Genomic DNA, 16,751 nt, shown 5'->3' with positions numbered 1-16,751 from the left:
TACCGCAATCTCTTATTGCTCTTGCTCTCGTTGGCGATATTGCGCTTGCTCTTGCGCTGTATAACAACGTTTTCTTCCAACAAAAAAAGGCATAATCTATCTCTATTTCCTTAATCTCTGAATGATAGAGTAATTGGCATGTTTCGACCACCGACTGACGGCTATGTAGAGGCACCCATTGGCGAAACCGTCATTGAGCATTTGCAGCCGCGACCAACCGTTAAAGCTATCACCGCCCCTGGCGATTTAGTGATAGCCGGTATCAATACGAATGATGTAATTATGGTAGAGCCTACGTCACGTTTAGTAGATAAGGCTATTGTGCTACTGAGAAAAGACGGAGAAACCGTTCTTGCCAAGTTGCATCAACAAAAAGGCAAGTGGTACGCAGAAAGTGAGTACCACAAAGGCATTTTGTCTGAAAATATTGAAGTGGTAGCGAGAGTGAGTGCGGTGATTAAAGATCAACTCAGTTAGTATGCCTTGCCGATAATTGCTGATAAATACACATGTCGCATTTTGGTACAGATAAAATAAAACCGCCCTTATGACGGTTTTAGTAACGATAGAGTGACGTTTATTTATTGCTACTATTGATGCGTTCTCTTAAATCTTGCTCGTTCTGTTGTAGCTTAATGTTGTTTTGCTTAAGCCATTTCTCCCAAAATCGCCTGTGACCGATCTGGCTGCTTACTTTTTTATTTTGACCTATGGCTTGTTTCGTTATGACAGACCGTATTTTAGATTCGATCCGCTTTTCTATGTTCGAATTTGAAGGGCATTCAAATAACCACTTGTGATGATAAATTAACGGCCGACATTGTTTCTCGACAATATCAACCACCTCAAAATTTTTAACTTTGAGGATAGTTTGACGTTCTGCAACTGGCTCTGGCACTCCCCAATCAATACATTTGAATAATGATATTTCACAGCAACCAAAATCTTTTTGTTTTGCTGAGTAGCGACAAATATCATAGTCAAAAGTATCAAGGCAAGGTGCTCTAAAATGACGGTTAACGATACTCTTGTGTACGTATATATAACCGCCAATTTTCTTGCCTCCAAGTTGGTGCTGCATACCCAACAAGCCCAGTTTTTTAAGCTCTTTATTGATGACTATTTCTTGATTTAACATTTTTAACTATCGCATTACTGAATGGTGAGATAAAACTAGCGTGGTTATCAATAATGCAAGTTCACATCAAATCTACTGGGACTTCTTATATTAGATTTGTCTCCTAATCTTTCACGCCGTACAACAAGCAACCTAGTTTCTCAACTTAATATTTGGTAGCAAATCTCTTATTTGATATTTTCTACTGGTTCCTTAATAAAATAGTGGTATAACAAGATCTATATTCTCAAAAATGAAACTTTGGCTAGAAAATTGCTTTTTCAACTATAAGTTTAAGATACATCTTTTTTTTGGTACCTAAGAAAAAACCGCAAAATTCTAGATACTATGTGTGTAACACTACAGGTGTAGTTAGCAATGAGATTGATGCATGAATATAATTTTAGTTAAAGCGATGAAATTAGTTATCGCCGCCTTAAATGTTGATAAAAATGAAATTAAAGCTGTGAGCTGTGTCGGAGGTTTTTCATTACGGCTTAAAGATACAATGATTGGTCTGGTTAAAAATGAAACTTTCTTTGTTATCTATCATTCTTCCAATGAATCAGATTTGTTTACTGATAGTCAGCGTTTGTTCAATAATGATAACTCATTACTCTATGCAGTAGACATTGAAGATGCTAAGGCTAAAGATATGATCGTTGCTGCTTATAATTCATCTCTGCAATTGCAGAATGCAAATGCAAAAACGCAAGACGTTCGCAATTTGCAATTCATCGATGATGAATTACGTTATTATCTAAAAGAATTAAATATTCAGAATACAAATGATATTAAGGCTCTTGGTGCTATTGCCATTTATCAAGCAATTAAAAATAAACGTGGCAGTTTTTCTTCAATAGAACACTTGTATGCGCTTGATAATATTTCGCATGATGAATTTTCTAGCTTTATTACAAAAGAACGACGTGTTGCTTTGTCTACGTTAGCGCTGAGTTAATTTCAATACATTTAACAAATCCGTAACGCTCATTCTTGCTTCACTGGCAGCTCGAGCAGAGACGAACAATGCCACTTCTTTACGCTCACTCACCGTTAAGTTGTGGCTTAACTTCTTTTCCCCTTTATTCATAATTAAATTTTTCACACCATTATCATTAGTGTTGCCATACAAGCAAACACCATCATGCGAGGCTGTTTTAAAAGTCAGGTTAAAATTTAGAATAAATTCGACAAACTCGTACAACTCACCACGCTTCAACTGGATAGTCACCTTGTCGGCGTAGTTATAGCTATCGCCATTTTTAGTTGCTACTTCTATACGAATTGTTTCCAGTGACGATTTTTCAACAGAGATATATTGAAACTGAATCGTAGTTTTGTGTCCGTATATCTTTAATTGCTTTCCGTACATCCTAAATTCTCGTTTAAATTGACTTAAAATTTCTACGGCGGTTTATAGCTTCGACTTCACGATTATAGGCTTCTAATGATTCAATCAAATGAGTATAGCGCTTTTCATTTTTGATATATTCATCCTGATTTACTAGATCTTTCAGCTGTGATACTGCTTCTGTGATTGATATTCTCTGTACCCACGCATCATCTTCAAACGAAAACTGCCATGCTCTTTTAAAGTAACCTTCAAGCGCATTCTGAGCCTTGTCTCTCATAGTCCATACATTTCGCTGTCTCAGAACGTTATCACTCTCTAAGTAGTGATTCTCGATATTATCATTGATATCTAATTCCCAACTTTCTGGCTCTAAAACAGAGCTAATGAATTGTGCTACTGTTACCCACAAGCAAAGCTGTTCACGAGTGAAAATGTCACGATTACCATTCAGCGAATCTAAAAACTCAATCGCATATTTTCTCGCTTGTCTTTCGATGTTTTTCAGCTCCTGAGCCTTACGTTTTTCAATACGAGCTTTCTTCTCTTTGATGTGGGCAAACTTATGCTTCGCCTTACTCAATGCCTGTGCTGCCACTTTCATCGCTTCTATCTCTTCAGGCTCAAACAAATCTTTTGTAAATGGATCATCGAGTACGGTTTTGACAAGGCCATTCGACAGCTTTGTAAGAGCGGTTTGCTTCTTACGGGTTCGTTCTGAGGTCCAATGTTTAGTAAAATCCAGATCTGCCATTTCTCTGCACCTAAATTGTGTCGTCTAAATAAATACTTTAGATAGTAACGTACTTGAAAATAAAAATGGCACCATATGGTGCCATTATTTAAAACAGTTCTGTTTGCTCGTATTTCCTACCTTTTGCATCTGTAATAAACACGGTTGCTTTAACTGAAGGTTGTGCTTCTTTGGATTTAAAAGTCAGTTGTTCAACTATTTTATGGCCAACTTTAATTAGTTCTGCTTCTCCTTTCTCTAAAATTTTATTTTCTGGAATAAAATCACTGGTTGGACTGATCGTGCTGAAGAGCAATTTTAGCTTGTCTTCAACATAACGATTTGGGTTACTCAGCTTAACCTTCAAGGCCGCACTTTTTACCCTAGATAATTGGTCTTCATACACTTTTTTAGCATCAAATACGCCTAAAGTTGGTATATCAGATTGATAAAAAACATAAATGAGATCAGTTAAGCTAACATCAAAAATCTCAAGATTTGCCGCATTTACAAGCTCATCGCTCAGTGCCACAACGCTGATGCAGCATAATTGCTGATACAACTCAACGAGTCGGCATTGGTGCGATTTAAACTGCTCAGGCGTCAGTAGTTGTAGATCATCACGTTGTTTAACCGACTCAATGTCAGACCACGATAATCCCCCTGTTAGGTTACGTGCTTGATAATATTGAGCACGTTTCGCCATGGCCTGATAGATTGGCTCTTTACCTTTGCCGATTGAAATCACTCCTATTTTAAGGAATTTCATCGCAGCAGTTTGTGGTAGATACAGTTCTCTCGATGCTTGATGATTAAGATAACAATCTGGCATTGCCATTATTTCGTTAGCAAGTTCTTCGTCAACTTCAAATGAATCACTTACGTTAAAATCACACATGAGATCGTCAAAATCTTCCCCATTCTTGCGTTTTTTATAAACGCGTTGAGGGCGTGATACTTCTGCAAATTCACCGCAGATATCCCTTAGTCCAAGGATGTTGAAACCGTTACAGCTTGACCATTCCTCATTTTGTGTTGGAAACCAATTTTCGGTTAAGTAAACGTTAGGGTCATCACTTCGCTCCCCACAGTACAAATAAAAACCTTGTGGTTGTGGAGTGGATGGTACTTTCACGCTTTGACCAGGTGTGTGATTTAATAATCGCTCAGTATATGTTTCTTCGCCCTTCCAGATACTGTCGTATATATGAACAGCTAAGAGCGTAGAAGCGTTAAATGTGTGAAGGGACCACAGCCATTCAACTGTTATTACATCTTTGGGTGTGACATGACGAAATTGCGGTTTTGCCAAATGGCGGTTGGTTTCAGAATCAGGCAGTTCGCCATTTTCTATTTTTAGAGCGACTTGGTATGCACGCTCTTCTTCATCCACATCAGCAGTGATTAATGCGGCATAGAGTGTTTTGCATGTATCAAAGTCAAAGACGTCTGGACGTAACCGACTAAACCCAGAATATTGCGACCTGCCAAGTAAGTTACGCCTTGACCAATCTTTTTCTATATCAGATAAAAATTGGCGAATACGCAGTAGTGGTTTGAGGTAGCTATACTCTTCAAGCGTAGCTAATTGCTCAGCGCTTTTATCGGCACTCACGCGCAAGCAATCAAAACAGCCAGTACGTGCGCTGCACTGTTCTGCTACTTTTTCTTGCTCTTTTTGGACGTAGTTACATTCACCCGTAGCATCACGATAAAACTCAGCCAGCTCGAAGAAATTAGCACAAAAGCTTGGTAGTTTTTTTGTAGTACCACTGTTGTTCAGTAGGTCCCAAATCTGGTCTACGCCCCAATGCAGTACAGGATAAAACTCATATTTTCCCTTGCTTGATCGCTTGACTGTGTTTGTCGCACCAAAACGACGAGTACTTGCTTGTCTTGAAGCTGACTCTCGCTCTCTTGATCCCAGCACAAGAATGGTTTTTTTGCCGTTGATGTTATTGGCTTGATGAAACTTCATCACGGCGCTTTGAACGGGAGTTTGCTTGCGTTCAACACTGCACTGAGCAGGCTTTGATGGATAGCTAGGTAGCCCTCGCCCTGTCACAACTCGACCAATTAAGGTTTGCGTTGTGTTGGGCTCTGCAAGTATCAGCGTGAGTGGTAACTCATTTTCGCTGATAAATTTCTGTAAATCTCGATGGACGTTTAACAGTATTTTTGCAGCTTTAGGATTTTCTGTGCGAGTATTAGCTGAAGCGATCACGTTGCCACGTATCACATTGCCTAATAGACCCGCCCTTTTAAGCTCCATTAAAGCGATGATCAGTAAAATCACGCAAGCAGTCGAATCTTTACCTCCACTCAACATGATTCTTGCCGGTTTATCCGATAACAACATTGCCTTATATTGATTCACAGCATTAGCTACATAATCTCTTAATGTGTAACCACAGCTATATGGGGTATCGATAATTAAGTCGTCAGTGCAATTGCGCCAAGTACTCCACTCATCGACAAGGTGACATGCAATTTCAGATGCATAGTCTGCACCAAATAATGATGCGTTCTCATTATACATATTGGTAATTTCCTGAAAAGAACATCAATTAAGATGTTGTGGTGTGGTGTGGTGTGGTGTGGTGTGGTATTTATTTTATTGCAAAATAATAATATTGAAGTGTTTTATATTATTTATTCAATTAAAATGGAAATGATATAGAAGAGTGAACATTTGTTAGTTGTATCAGCCTCTGTATTATCAGAGGTTCATTCTCTATATCTAATTTATTCTCATCACAAATAAATTCGCCATATAAAGAAAAGTACAATGACAAGCCACTTTCTTTTCGGCAATCATTATCGAAAATGAGCGATGAAATAACGTTTTCATTATCATCAATAATATGATACCCGCTATTATTTTTAACTACTTTTAATAGTTCAGAATTAACCTCAGTTCGAGGTGGAAAGCTAATTACTGTCAAGAGTAATCTCCTTTGCTATAGCTTTATAAAGAAAACTTTATCCCCAACCTCTTTGGATAACTCTGGGATAAAATTTACCAATGAAGTAAAACCCTATGAAATCATAGGGTTTTTTATATTGCAGCACTTATTGATGTGTGCAATTAAAAGATTTGGAATGAATCAGAAATACTTATAAAAAATATTCATGATTAGAATTTTAACAAGTCGTTGCATTGTTTGTTTTAAAGCTTAGCTTATGAAAAAACAAGGCTATTTTTTCTTTCAAACTTAACTTATATTGTTGCTGACAGTCCTCTTTATATACATCATTAAAAATTTCAAATAATTCATCTTGATCATTCGTCATTGTCACTTTTAAATAAAGTGCCGCCGCTTTTTGTGGTGTGATTTCAAGTAGCTCTTCTTGCTTATCGATTAAATCAAATAAATTTTCTTGCGTTGTTGTAAATACCATAATGGTAGTTCCTTATTTCTGTGGTGATTTGCCTATTTAATTAGGCGACTTGGGTGGTTTTTCCATAAAGGAAATTATGATGATCTATCTTGGTATTTATTCCATTGACTGAAGTGATAATTACAGAAGTCAAAGACAGATAAACATTTGGTGATTTAGTAATTGGTTTAATACCTGTAATGTCGAGCACATGATCAACATCGATTTTCACAGTTTTTATTGCTGTAAACGTGGTACCGCCAATCACACAGTAAGTTGCTTTGAGTGAAACAGAAGCGTCAATCGAATTGAGCCATTCACTGTTTCGCAAAGCAGATTCGGCGTTATTTGGCCGGATACTTACGATTAAATTATCCCCGTTTTTGAGGTCATTTATATTCATCATTGATGACGTTCCTTAAAAAAAATGCCACTTACGAAAATTCGTAAGTGGCAGGTGGGTTTACTGGTCTTTGAACCAGAAGCAGCCTAAATAGGCGTTAACAGCATCGCTGGTTTAGTGATAAGTCAGCCAAAGTTGGCATTTCCTAAGTAGTGGTGGTAGTTAGATTTAACGACAGATAGTGGTACTGGTATGGATATATACCGAAAAAAGCGTGCTTACCCTTCAATGTTGGGTTTCAGCATGTAATAGTTGCCTTAAGTAAGGCGTTTCCTTGGTGGTTTACCCTTGGTTAAGGGCGCTTGTGGTGATGGTGTGGTAACCAGAAAGTGGTTTATGAAAATCACAGATAGGAAATTAGCTAAGCTAAAGTATTGAGATAGGAGCGATGTCCTAGTTGGAAAATGGTCAAGCTAGAAGCTCTGATAATTTCAGACCAATTATCAATGTACTACCAGAGGTAGTGAAATCATTTAGATATAAGGCAAAAACGTATATCTAAATAACCTCTTCATTTAATATAACACGCAAAAAATTGTTATCAAGATCAATGTACTTAAAAAAGTTGATTTGGCCACCAAACAGTCATGATTACTGTTTGATGGCCTCTTTATTTTACTTCTCGATTAGAAAAGTATGTTGTGATGGTACGCTATGCACTGCATGTAAACGATAGTTCAAAGCGTCACAAAACTTCGGAAAATCACGTAATGTATTGTTGTCGGAAGCATCAACTAAAAGGTATTCACCTTTTTTTAGTCTTCGTAATTTGGCCATAGCCATACTGACATTATCAGGACAACGCTCATTTTTAACGTCAAGGTAATGAGCCTCTTGTTCTTCAAAATGACTCGACTCAAGACTTAAACCCACATGAAACGGTGATTTTGCTAATGCTTCTTCACTAGGTTTTAAATAGGTGTAAAGCCCCTTTTCACTTTTCCCGGTGATGATACAGGGTTGACCATCCATGGCTTCAAAAGCTTCAGATGTCCATTCTTGCTTGTTTGCTTTGATGATTGCAAATTTCATGATGTTTTCCTTATATTTAGGTGGTTGGTTAGGCTGCATCAAATAAATCTAGCTGCGTGATTTGTGTCTTAGTGGGTTTGTTTGGCCAGCTTACGTGTACAACATCAACTGGTATGGTGGTATTTCTAAACGGTTTCGGATCAACTAACGAAAGGTCAAGAACGCCAACTTTCAATTTGATTTCTGTACAGCTTGAAAATTTCTCAAACGTTTGGTTTTCAACATACTCAAATTGGCGACAAAATGAATAACGAAAAGGAAGCAGGTTGTGCGGTAATATAAATGTCGCACGACGAGCAACACGTTTTGCAACTTCAAGCACTCTATACGCTGCTTCGGCACCTTGATACTCCGCATCTTTCATTTTTTTTACCATTGGTATGTTGCCAAATGGCGGGTTCGATATCGCTGTTTGAATCTTCAAATCTATGAGCTGAGAGATAACATCGTCATCTGTTACGCTACCCACGATCCAAGTCGCTTGTGGCAATATTTTTTTGCCTACCATAGCTAACGTTTCGTTTCGCTCCACGCAAACTAGATCGATGTGATCGAATCTTTCAGCGAGATGATAAGATAAGGTGCCGATACCAGCGCAGAGGTCAACAATTTTCTCACGTTGATCAGGGTATTCTGGACACTCAGTAACATCGATGCCAAATTCCCACGCTACGCTTTCAGAAGTCACGTAGCACCCCCACTTATTTATTTCTAAAACGCACTCTTCACGAAAATTCTTCAATACGAATTCTTTTTCGCTCGCTTTTAAAGCTCTTGGTAGACTCACCAAACTCATTGCCTGTTCGTGCAGTTTAAGTTGCTGTTTGCTTATCTTGCTCATACATGTTTCCTATAAAAAGAAAAGCAACTCATAAAGAGTTGCTTTTGTGGTGGTAGTGACAATCTATTGTCGGATTCGTTTAAGCAGCGTTTAACTCCGCAGCTTTTTCAGTTAACTGAGAAATCAGCCATTCGCGTTGACCTGGCTTTGTTAGCTCAGGGCTATCATTCACACGATCAACGATCGCTGTTAGCCCAGATGATTGCAAATACATGCAATATTGATTGAGCAGATTTTTATCTTTTTGTGATGGTTTGTAGGGAATAACTTTTGCTTTTGGTGGTGCTTGTTCTTCTACCGCCAGCGCATCGTTATTACTTAACTCATCATCTTCTGGATAAGGCGCGGGTTCAGGCTCAGAAAAATCTGGCGCTGTCTGTCTTGGCGCGTTATTACACGTCAAAGTGGTCAGTGACACTTTAACTTTGGCAATTTCTGCCCGTGCGTTAAAGTACTCAACCGTCTCAGGTTCAATCGCTTGTAGCTCAAGCTCCATCATTTGGAGTTTGGCATTAAGTCGATCGATAGCTTCTTGATCAACCGTTGGTGTTTCAGGCTCAGGTTCTTCAGTGACTAAATGTACCAAGCCTTTGTCTTCACTTGTATCTTCAATCGATGGTTTACCCATTTGCATAACATCCGCGAGGGTTGTCTCATCAATATCATGTAGTCCGCGAACGCCGAGTGCACGACGAACCGCCGCAGTATAGGCTGACTGTTCTAAGCGCATGTTTGGCATTGTTAACCAGCTATGGCCTAAATCGAGGCGCTCTAATAACCAGACTCGCGATGTGATTGGGTGATCATTACTGTCAACATACACGTGACATTCGACCCATTCACACCCTTTTAAAGAGTCATGTACATTTACCGTATTATCGCTGTAGATGAACTCAATGCCCTTAATTCGATTAGATTGATCTGCTAGACGCTCCCAACCTCGAATCTTAAGCACAGGAATGACTTGATTAAACGAGTCGTAACCCGCGTAAATCTCGTTAAAGCGTGGATCTAGGTTGTTCACGACACAAGCCGCGAGAACCAATTGCACATCGCCCTTAGTAGGATTTTCAATGGTGGTAAAACAATGCTGCTTAACCGCTTCATAAGCATCGTCAATTGATTTAAGACCAAGAGATTTCAGGTACTCTTTCTCATTCATTGGTGAATTTCCTTAAAAAAAGCGGCTAAGCCGCTTATCTGTGTGGTTGTAGTTGTGCCTTACGCTGGTTGGTCATTCCAATTGTTGGGATAACTCTGTTGCGGTTGTTGTGTTGGCGTACCGTGTTGATATTGTTGAGGTGGCAGACCGTTATTTTGTTGCGCCACATGACTGCGATGCTGAGGTTGCGAATTATGTCCATAATTCTGCTGTTGCTGCCTTGGATACGTTGATTTCAAAGTATCCAATTCAACTTTGGCAATATGCATTAGCACCGATTTCGCATTTAGTGAGAGGGTTGGAAACTGGTCGCCCTGTTTCATAAATTGACCCGTTTCAATACGGAGAATCAACTCATCGCCTTGGTTTAACCCATGCTGATAATTCACCAATTTCTTGGCTACACCGCCAGAAACATTGATCCAGTAGAACTCGTCTACCCAAATGAATTTCTGAACGTTTTGGTTCTGTTGGCTCCATTCAGGATTGTTCTTACGCTTTTGCGTAACAATATTAATTGAACCGTAAGGTCCTTTTTGACCTTGCTTAAGGTTTGTCTTCATAACTCGACAGGTGAGAATATCACCGTCCATTGATAGTGAATTTTGCATGGTAGCTCCTTGAAATAACCGTTTCGGTTAAAAACTAAATATGGCTTGAATAGCCGGTGTTGTATTTAACGAGTGGTGGAATGGTTTCACTGACATAGTGTCGGTATATAAAACCAATACCGATATTCACCCTAGAGGGCAAAAACTCATTGCCAGTAATAGGCTTACTGGCAATGAACTTTCAGAGGTCATTTGAATGGGAATAAACCCAACCAGAATGGTTGGGTTTATTTTTAGTGGTTAATCGCGGTTGTAATCAGGTACAGATTGTTGATTAGCGTTATCGCGTTGACTATTGATCTGACTAAAATCGATAGGTGTGTTGTCAGTACCAGTTCGTCTTTGAGTCATTGGCACAACATTGTCATTGTATGGCTGTTCAAGGTTGGTTTGACGCTGTTTGCTCAAACGAACTTCAGTTGCATATTTATCAACTTTACTTTCAACCTTACGCACGTACTTTGTAGTACGTTTTTGCTCATGAAGTTGCTCTTTAGCGACTTCAATACCAGTATCTAAGCGTTGTAAGATCTTCTTATAAAGACGGTGAACACCAAAAACTAATAATGAAATAGCTATGCTATGAATCGCAATTGCGAATAATGTTGAAATAATTTCCATGGTAGTGTCCTTGAATGAACAGAATTAACTGTTAGGTGGTGTTAAGGTTTTAGGTTAAGAGTGTTATTGATTAAAACTCCTATAGTTATGGCTTATGAACTTTAATTAATGTTCTGTTCGTATCATTAACAGAATCATTAATATCACGATCATTCTCTTTAATTTGCATTTGCAGGGTTCTTAATTCCGTTGTCTTATCTTTTAAGTTATAGAAACCGCGAGACAAGACAAATGGTACTACGTAACATACAAACACAAGGCTTATTACAACAAGCTCATTCATTGAATATTCCTTCAATTATTAGTAAGTGGTGTTCTAAAACTTATTTCGTGTTTTAAGTAGTTGTTGGTTTAATTTGGGCAGACCAAAAAATAAAAACCAACCAATAAATAACCAAGTTACGGGCATCGCGATTGTCAAAGTGATCAAAAAATTCATAAAATTTTGATCGTTCATAGTGTTTCTCCTTTTTAGATGGTAGTGAATTATGCAGGTGCATATAGATTTGCAATGATTAAATTGCAGGGTTTCATGCGTTGTGCATGAAGAGTGTGGTGTCGTTTGAGATGACTGCACAGGTGTGCAAGTAGAAATTTCTAGGTAGGAATTGGCAGCTAATGACGATAGTTACATGCCGTCTATCGATAATATTGCCTAGTGGCAATAAAAAAGCACAAAGATAACTCTGTAGATCAGTTAGCTTTGTGCTTTACCTGTAGTGATGTTTTGGCAGTCTATCTCGCACGTTTACATTCGCCATCGCGCTTTTCTTTAACTAATTACAATATAATGCAAGTTTTAAATATAAGTAAAGGGTTGCGTAAATTTTTTTAGTGGTATTGTATTTAAAAAGGAGGAAATCATGACGCGTAGATACACTAGAGCTTCTGATTTGGGAGAGGCAGCTAAATGTCCTCACAGTCTGTATCTTCAAAAACAGAAATCATCCGTTACTAGCCGTTCAACGCAATGGGTTCGTGAGGCGGGTGAAAAAGATCATCAACGAATAAATTATATTGCTCGTAAAGAACAAGCTAAGACGAATAAAAGCAATCGCAGCGCTTGGCTATATATCGTTATTCTACTTCTAATTTTAGGGTTATTATGGATTTATTAGCACTCGCGATTTTTATTATTGTCTTATATAAAATAGTTTATCGATATATTGATAATAAACTCGCTAGATATAATCAGTTCGGACTGAAAGATGCCGAGTTAGTTTATATTGATGATAAAAATGCAGATGTACTCCTCGATCATGAATATAAACTATGCGCCAAACCTGACTTTATTTATGAAGATGAAAAAGGGTTTATACTAACCGAGCGGAAAATGGCTAAGAGAGAGCCTACATTATCCGATATTGTACAGGTTAAAGCCTCTGTTATTTGCGCGAGGAATAAATATCCCAAACTAAAACGTGCAGTGATTTCAACAGGATTAGGTAATTTTCCCGTTGATGTGAAATCATCTAGCGCTACACTGTTTAGTGAGATAAAACAGTATCACGAAATATGCCAAGCGGTTTACCAAGGAAAGATGGTGACAGAAACGAATCAGAGTCACTGTAAAAGCTGTCGAATTAAAAATAATTGTACAAGGAGCTCACAGTGTTAAATCAGCGAATTCAACAGATTACCTTCTCAGTAATGCTTTTTGTTTGTACATCACTCGTTGTGATTCCGTCATTCTTAATATTGTCGTTTGAAATTTCATGGCCATGGTTTCACTGGTCTATTATACTCACAGCCCTCGCTATGACGCTTCCGCTCTACTTGTACCGACTCAAAGTCTCAAATAGTAACGTCAGTTATATTTCGTATTCTGTTCTGACTTCTATTGTTATTATATCTATTGTCAGTATTTCCTATACGCTTCTCTTTAATGAGTTCAGAAGAGAATGGCAAGAGACGCCGAATTTATTGCCGTTCGTAATTATCCCTTTCTACATTCTCATGTGTTTTAAATACAGTTCTCTAAATATAATCAACAGTAAAGTAGGTAAATATATTGTCACTGCTATAGGAGCGGCATCTGCTGCATTAGTGGGTATATTTGTTATCGCGGCAGATGCTGCTGTACAAGAATCAGAAGATAATAAGCCAACAATTGATGATTCCCCAGATGGGCATATTGGCTGGAATGGAGGTTACAAATATTCCGATAATTCTGATGAAAACTAAGGTGGTCATAAGAGCCACCTTAATATTCAGATAAAAGATAATTTACTTTTATTTACCCTTTCCACCTTTAATACCTTTCGATCCTGCATCCTTGATCATACTAATACCTTTTTGCGCCACTCCACCTGCACTACCAATTGCTACACCAGATGATGCCGCCCCTTGAAATCCGATGTAGCCAAACAGCACAGCCCAAATCACAGGGAATATAGTCGAAAGGTTTTGAGAAAAATTAATTATCATCAACTGATTAACAACATTATCAAGACTGAATGATCCTTGCCCTTCAACCATACGAACATATAGCTCGATTAAAAAACCGTTCACAGCAGAGACTAAGCTTGCTGTAGCCCCAACAATAAGTCCTCCTATCATTCCAGCAATGGCTTTACTGTTGTAACCAGATGTAACGATAATGGCAGGCATTAACGTCAATACAGAAAATAAAATTACATGGAAATACATCGGTACAACCATTCTCATTGCACGCGACTCTGGCGCTCCGATTGCACTCGATATACCAGATCCGATTGCGGCTACTCCCGATATTACCCCATCCATACTTACGGGTAAGGTACCGACGTAAATATAGCTATCACTACCAGCTTTATCAGCATATCCGCTATTTGGGCTTAGTCCTTTTAGGTCATTTTTCTGTACATTAAATAACGCAGATCTTTTTAATACATTTCTTAATCTTTCTTGATCAATTTGAGCTTCTGTTAAACCAAATTTCTTCCTAGCTTCTAACATCACTTTTTTGTAATAAGGACTTTGGGAATGTAATGTTCTTTGCTCTTTAATAATAGAAGAGGACATTGTTTTATAGAGGTCATTACAGGTCATTTGATAGTTATTATGATTGGAAGAGTCGAGAGTTAATGCAGATAGATTTGGCGTAGCCGTTCCTTGTTCTATACGTTTTAACTCATTAATCTTTTTGGTATCAATAGAAATGGTTTGCCTATCATAATAAGTATTAGTTGCGGTGAACAAGCTATCAGTTGGATCAAACTTTTCAGATATTGATGTCGGTGTCCGCTTAAAGTCATTACTTGCCTGTCTCACACTCGGTAAATAACATTGCTCTGCAAATGTTTTGGCCACATCCTGAATGTCTTTACTGACATCATCTAAGGGCGTTCCTTTAGTCGCTAATGAAACTGCTTCCAAACTGGTTGGGCAGGGTAATGCCGCCGTTAAAGCAGTTGACGCTCCTATGGTCATCTTAACGATTAGCTTTGGAATGATGGGCAGTTGTGGTGAAATATTCCCGATCATTGCCGCATTATCGGTGTTTATCTGTGATAACGATTTTTCAGGCCCTGTATCACCTGATATCTTTACCTTATCAATATCTACAGTGTTATTCATGGTCTGCTCTTCAGCACGCTTCATATCAGGGATGTAACTTAACGGCTGAACATTACATTGTGGTTCTTTAACCGTCGTAGATGACAGTGAAATTGGTGCGCCCATTGGGATTAAAAAGAACAAAACCACTAAAAACATTTTTATGAAATCGACGGTTGAGTAAGCGAGCAGTAAATCTGATTTGCTACCTTCGTCTTCCCCTTGCTCCATTGCTCGACCAATATTTTTCAGTAGCATTAAGGCAAAAGGAAGAAATGGCAAACCAAGTAGGCTTAATACATGCCACATCTTAGTGTTCATGTAAGCGCCAACCACAATGCTATAGAGTTGGTAATAATCCGTTGCTATCACATTACACCTCCCTTATGGATCTGCATTTCACTCAGCACAAATACCGCACAACAGATAACCGAAATAATGAGTTTTTGGCTACGTGTAAAAGATTTCATAAAAAATATGCAAAGTAGACCGATAGCAAAAATCGCATATCGGAATATTTGTAACACTCCCGTATTCGCACTAACAAATTGATAAACCGTATCATTTGACGCCACAAACATGAGTATCAAGACAGCAAGGAGCGAAAAGATAATTTTTTTAAACATAATGTTCGCTCCTAATAACCACTATTGCGGTTAATTTGCTCGTGTTCTAGTAAGGCTTTTGTTGTGCCGTTTTTCAGTAAACCGCTTGTCCTCATTTCCCGCTCAATATTGTCAATTTCAAAGTCGAGCGCATCTAAAAGCTCCTGACTGGCACTACGAATAGTTTCACTATTTTTAAGTGTTTTTTCGCGCATTCCTGTTTGAATTAATCGACGAGCAACAATGGTTTTTTCCATAACATTTGCCACAGCAATTTCTTCACTTAGGCTATCCATGTAACGTTCTTTTCTATTGGTAGGTAGGGCTTTTAGCGAATTGAGGATGGTGGAGTTAATAGGTACTTTCGAGTTGTAGCTTATTCTGTAATAGTCTTCTAAAGTCATGTCGATTAAGTATTGAGCATCGTTGTTAACCACATCTTTAAGCTCTTCTTTGACTCTTTTTTTCTCTTTCATTAAGCTCGGTCGAATTCCTTTACCCGCTGAAAAATCTGATTCGCAATCATCACAAAACCTCAGCTCTGATTTACCGACCAGTTCTTCAACAAATTTGGTGGCTTCTGTTTTATTGGCGAAGTAGAATTTCATACCAAGAGAGTCTGGATCATTTGATTTGGCATTGAATAAGCCATAGGACGTTTCGATGATGTCACCAGGTACTTTTACAGGATTTTGCCCAGCCCCACCTTTATCTTCTAAGCCAACGGGAATACCGCTGTTCGTACCGACTGTTTTTGTGTAGTCTTCCGTCCAAATAGCGTTACCCGCTTTCGCGTTCGCATTGAAGTTGACCCACCCATAGCCTTGCGCTTCTTTTTTGCCTTCACCACCAACCACGGTATCCCACATCAACTCTTGCGCTTTTCCACATTGAGTCAGTGTTGTACCCCAGTCGGCTTTTACATTAGCTATACCATTAATAACAGCGTCGTATTCATCTGGATATGTTCGTCTTAAAATCGTGCCAGCAGCATTAGTAAGACTCGCATTTGCTGCAATAGCGCTTACAACGGTCGATTGCAAACGGTTTACTTGCCCTTTAGCATCACTAAAAGACGCTTTAATAACATCTTCTAAATCTACATCACCACATCTCAGAAAATCATCAAACGAATTAGATAGTCCGAAATTCAGCTCGCCAGCAGGCGTTGATAATGGTCGTAATTCTGCGCCACCGATCACTAAGTCAAGTTTTTCTCGTGCTAAGTTGTCAGAGTGAGTGTAGGTAGATGTGAGTGCTGCGAGGATAGCTATTGAGAGTTTTTGATATGAGCGATTAAAGAACATGAGTAAATCCTTTCTCAAGTATTATTTGCTCTATAATCGCAGTTTTT

21 protein-coding genes are annotated in these 16,751 nt (G+C 38.5%); 5 read left to right on the top strand and 16 right to left on the bottom strand.

From position 1 onward, the window contains the following. The first annotated feature begins 138 nt into the window (after positions 1-138). Entirely contained in the window at positions 139-477 is a 339-nt protein-coding gene (locus C9J40_RS19635) for a S24 family peptidase (protein ID WP_107247745.1), read from the top strand. A 100-nt stretch (positions 478-577) separates the two neighbouring features. On the opposite strand, the gene C9J40_RS19630 is transcribed toward C9J40_RS19635, so the two are convergent. Next, positions 578-1,138, bottom strand: coding sequence for a hypothetical protein (locus tag C9J40_RS19630; protein WP_107247744.1), 561 nt, complete (start codon positions 1,136-1,138; stop codon positions 578-580). Between the two features lie 370 nt (positions 1,139-1,508). Between C9J40_RS19630 and C9J40_RS19625 the strand changes: the two genes are divergently transcribed. Beyond that, positions 1,509-2,078, top strand: a complete 570-nt coding sequence (locus C9J40_RS19625) for a TfoX/Sxy family DNA transformation protein (RefSeq protein WP_107247743.1) — start codon at positions 1,509-1,511, stop codon at positions 2,076-2,078. Here C9J40_RS19625 and C9J40_RS19620 read toward each other — a convergent pair. From C9J40_RS19620 to C9J40_RS22030, 13 genes are all read right to left on the bottom strand, one after another. After that, entirely contained in the window at positions 2,064-2,492 is a 429-nt protein-coding gene (locus tag C9J40_RS19620) for a hypothetical protein (RefSeq protein WP_107247742.1), read from the bottom strand. The genes C9J40_RS19625 and C9J40_RS19620 overlap by 15 nt on opposite strands. Before the next feature lie 13 nt (positions 2,493-2,505). Further along, the gene (locus C9J40_RS19615) at positions 2,506-3,225 is read right to left on the bottom strand and encodes a hypothetical protein (protein ID WP_107247741.1); all 720 of its coding nucleotides are present in this window, start codon (positions 3,223-3,225) and stop codon (positions 2,506-2,508) included. Positions 3,226-3,313: 88 nt separating this feature from the next. Then, on the bottom strand, positions 3,314-5,743 hold the full coding sequence (locus C9J40_RS19610; RefSeq protein WP_107247740.1) for a hypothetical protein: 2,430 nt from the start codon (positions 5,741-5,743) through the stop codon (positions 3,314-3,316). Between the two features lie 121 nt (positions 5,744-5,864). Continuing rightward, entirely contained in the window at positions 5,865-6,149 is a 285-nt protein-coding gene (locus tag C9J40_RS22035) for a hypothetical protein (protein WP_107247739.1), read from the bottom strand. Positions 6,150-6,348: 199 nt separating this feature from the next. After that, positions 6,349-6,606, bottom strand: coding sequence for a hypothetical protein (locus tag C9J40_RS19600; RefSeq protein ID WP_107247738.1), 258 nt, complete (start codon positions 6,604-6,606; stop codon positions 6,349-6,351). A 40-nt stretch (positions 6,607-6,646) separates the two neighbouring features. Then, positions 6,647-6,991, bottom strand: a complete 345-nt coding sequence (locus C9J40_RS19595; RefSeq protein WP_107247737.1) for a hypothetical protein — start codon at positions 6,989-6,991, stop codon at positions 6,647-6,649. Positions 6,992-7,603: 612 nt separating this feature from the next. Then, complete coding sequence (locus C9J40_RS19590; protein ID WP_158259565.1) at positions 7,604-8,020, bottom strand: sulfurtransferase TusA family protein; 417 nt, start codon at positions 8,018-8,020, stop codon at positions 7,604-7,606. 28 nt (positions 8,021-8,048) lie between these two features. Beyond that, positions 8,049-8,861: a methyltransferase gene (locus tag C9J40_RS19585; protein WP_107247735.1), complete on the bottom strand. Its 813-nt coding sequence runs from the start codon at positions 8,859-8,861 to the stop codon at positions 8,049-8,051. Between the two features lie 79 nt (positions 8,862-8,940). Then, entirely contained in the window at positions 8,941-10,023 is a 1,083-nt protein-coding gene (locus C9J40_RS19580) for a hypothetical protein (protein WP_107247734.1), read from the bottom strand. Between the two features lie 59 nt (positions 10,024-10,082). After that, on the bottom strand, positions 10,083-10,634 hold the full coding sequence (locus C9J40_RS19575; protein WP_107247733.1) for a hypothetical protein: 552 nt from the start codon (positions 10,632-10,634) through the stop codon (positions 10,083-10,085). A gap of 240 nt (positions 10,635-10,874) precedes the next feature. After that, entirely contained in the window at positions 10,875-11,255 is a 381-nt protein-coding gene (locus C9J40_RS19570; RefSeq protein ID WP_107247732.1) for a hypothetical protein, read from the bottom strand. Positions 11,256-11,340: 85 nt separating this feature from the next. After that, positions 11,341-11,538, bottom strand: a complete 198-nt coding sequence (locus C9J40_RS19565) for a hypothetical protein (RefSeq protein ID WP_107247731.1) — start codon at positions 11,536-11,538, stop codon at positions 11,341-11,343. Positions 11,539-11,571: 33 nt separating this feature from the next. Further along, positions 11,572-11,712 carry a hypothetical protein gene (locus C9J40_RS22030; RefSeq protein ID WP_158259564.1) on the bottom strand — a complete coding sequence of 47 codons (141 nt, stop codon included), beginning with the start codon at positions 11,710-11,712 and terminating at the stop codon, positions 11,572-11,574. Between the two features lie 406 nt (positions 11,713-12,118). On the opposite strand from C9J40_RS22030, the gene C9J40_RS19560 reads away from it, so the two are divergent. From C9J40_RS19560 to C9J40_RS19550, 3 genes are read left to right on the top strand one after another with little or no spacing between them, the layout of a single operon-like run. After that, complete coding sequence (locus tag C9J40_RS19560) at positions 12,119-12,373, top strand: hypothetical protein (RefSeq protein WP_107247730.1); 255 nt, start codon at positions 12,119-12,121, stop codon at positions 12,371-12,373. Further along, the gene (locus tag C9J40_RS19555) at positions 12,361-12,873 is read left to right on the top strand and encodes a hypothetical protein (RefSeq protein WP_107247729.1); all 513 of its coding nucleotides are present in this window, start codon (positions 12,361-12,363) and stop codon (positions 12,871-12,873) included. Before C9J40_RS19560 ends, C9J40_RS19555 begins: the two co-directional genes overlap by 13 nt. Beyond that, positions 12,867-13,439 (top strand): hypothetical protein, encoded by a 573-nt coding sequence (locus C9J40_RS19550; RefSeq protein ID WP_107247728.1) that lies wholly within the window; start codon positions 12,867-12,869, stop codon positions 13,437-13,439. Before C9J40_RS19555 ends, C9J40_RS19550 begins: the two co-directional genes overlap by 7 nt. 48 nt (positions 13,440-13,487) lie before the next feature. On the opposite strand, the gene C9J40_RS19545 is transcribed toward C9J40_RS19550, so the two are convergent. Both C9J40_RS19545 and C9J40_RS19535 read right to left on the bottom strand, forming a co-directional pair. After that, positions 13,488-15,164: a conjugal transfer protein TraG N-terminal domain-containing protein gene (locus C9J40_RS19545; RefSeq protein ID WP_107247727.1), complete on the bottom strand. Its 1,677-nt coding sequence runs from the start codon at positions 15,162-15,164 to the stop codon at positions 13,488-13,490. Between the two features lie 265 nt (positions 15,165-15,429). Further along, entirely contained in the window at positions 15,430-16,704 is a 1,275-nt protein-coding gene (locus tag C9J40_RS19535; protein WP_107247725.1) for a hypothetical protein, read from the bottom strand. Positions 16,705-16,751 lie beyond the last annotated feature (47 nt).

This window comes from Photobacterium sp. GB-72 (genome assembly GCF_003026095.1).
Classification (GTDB): domain Bacteria; phylum Pseudomonadota; class Gammaproteobacteria; order Enterobacterales; family Vibrionaceae; genus Photobacterium.
The sequence above is the reverse complement of the archived record's forward strand: the minus strand, read 5'-3'. Positions and strand labels throughout refer to the sequence as shown.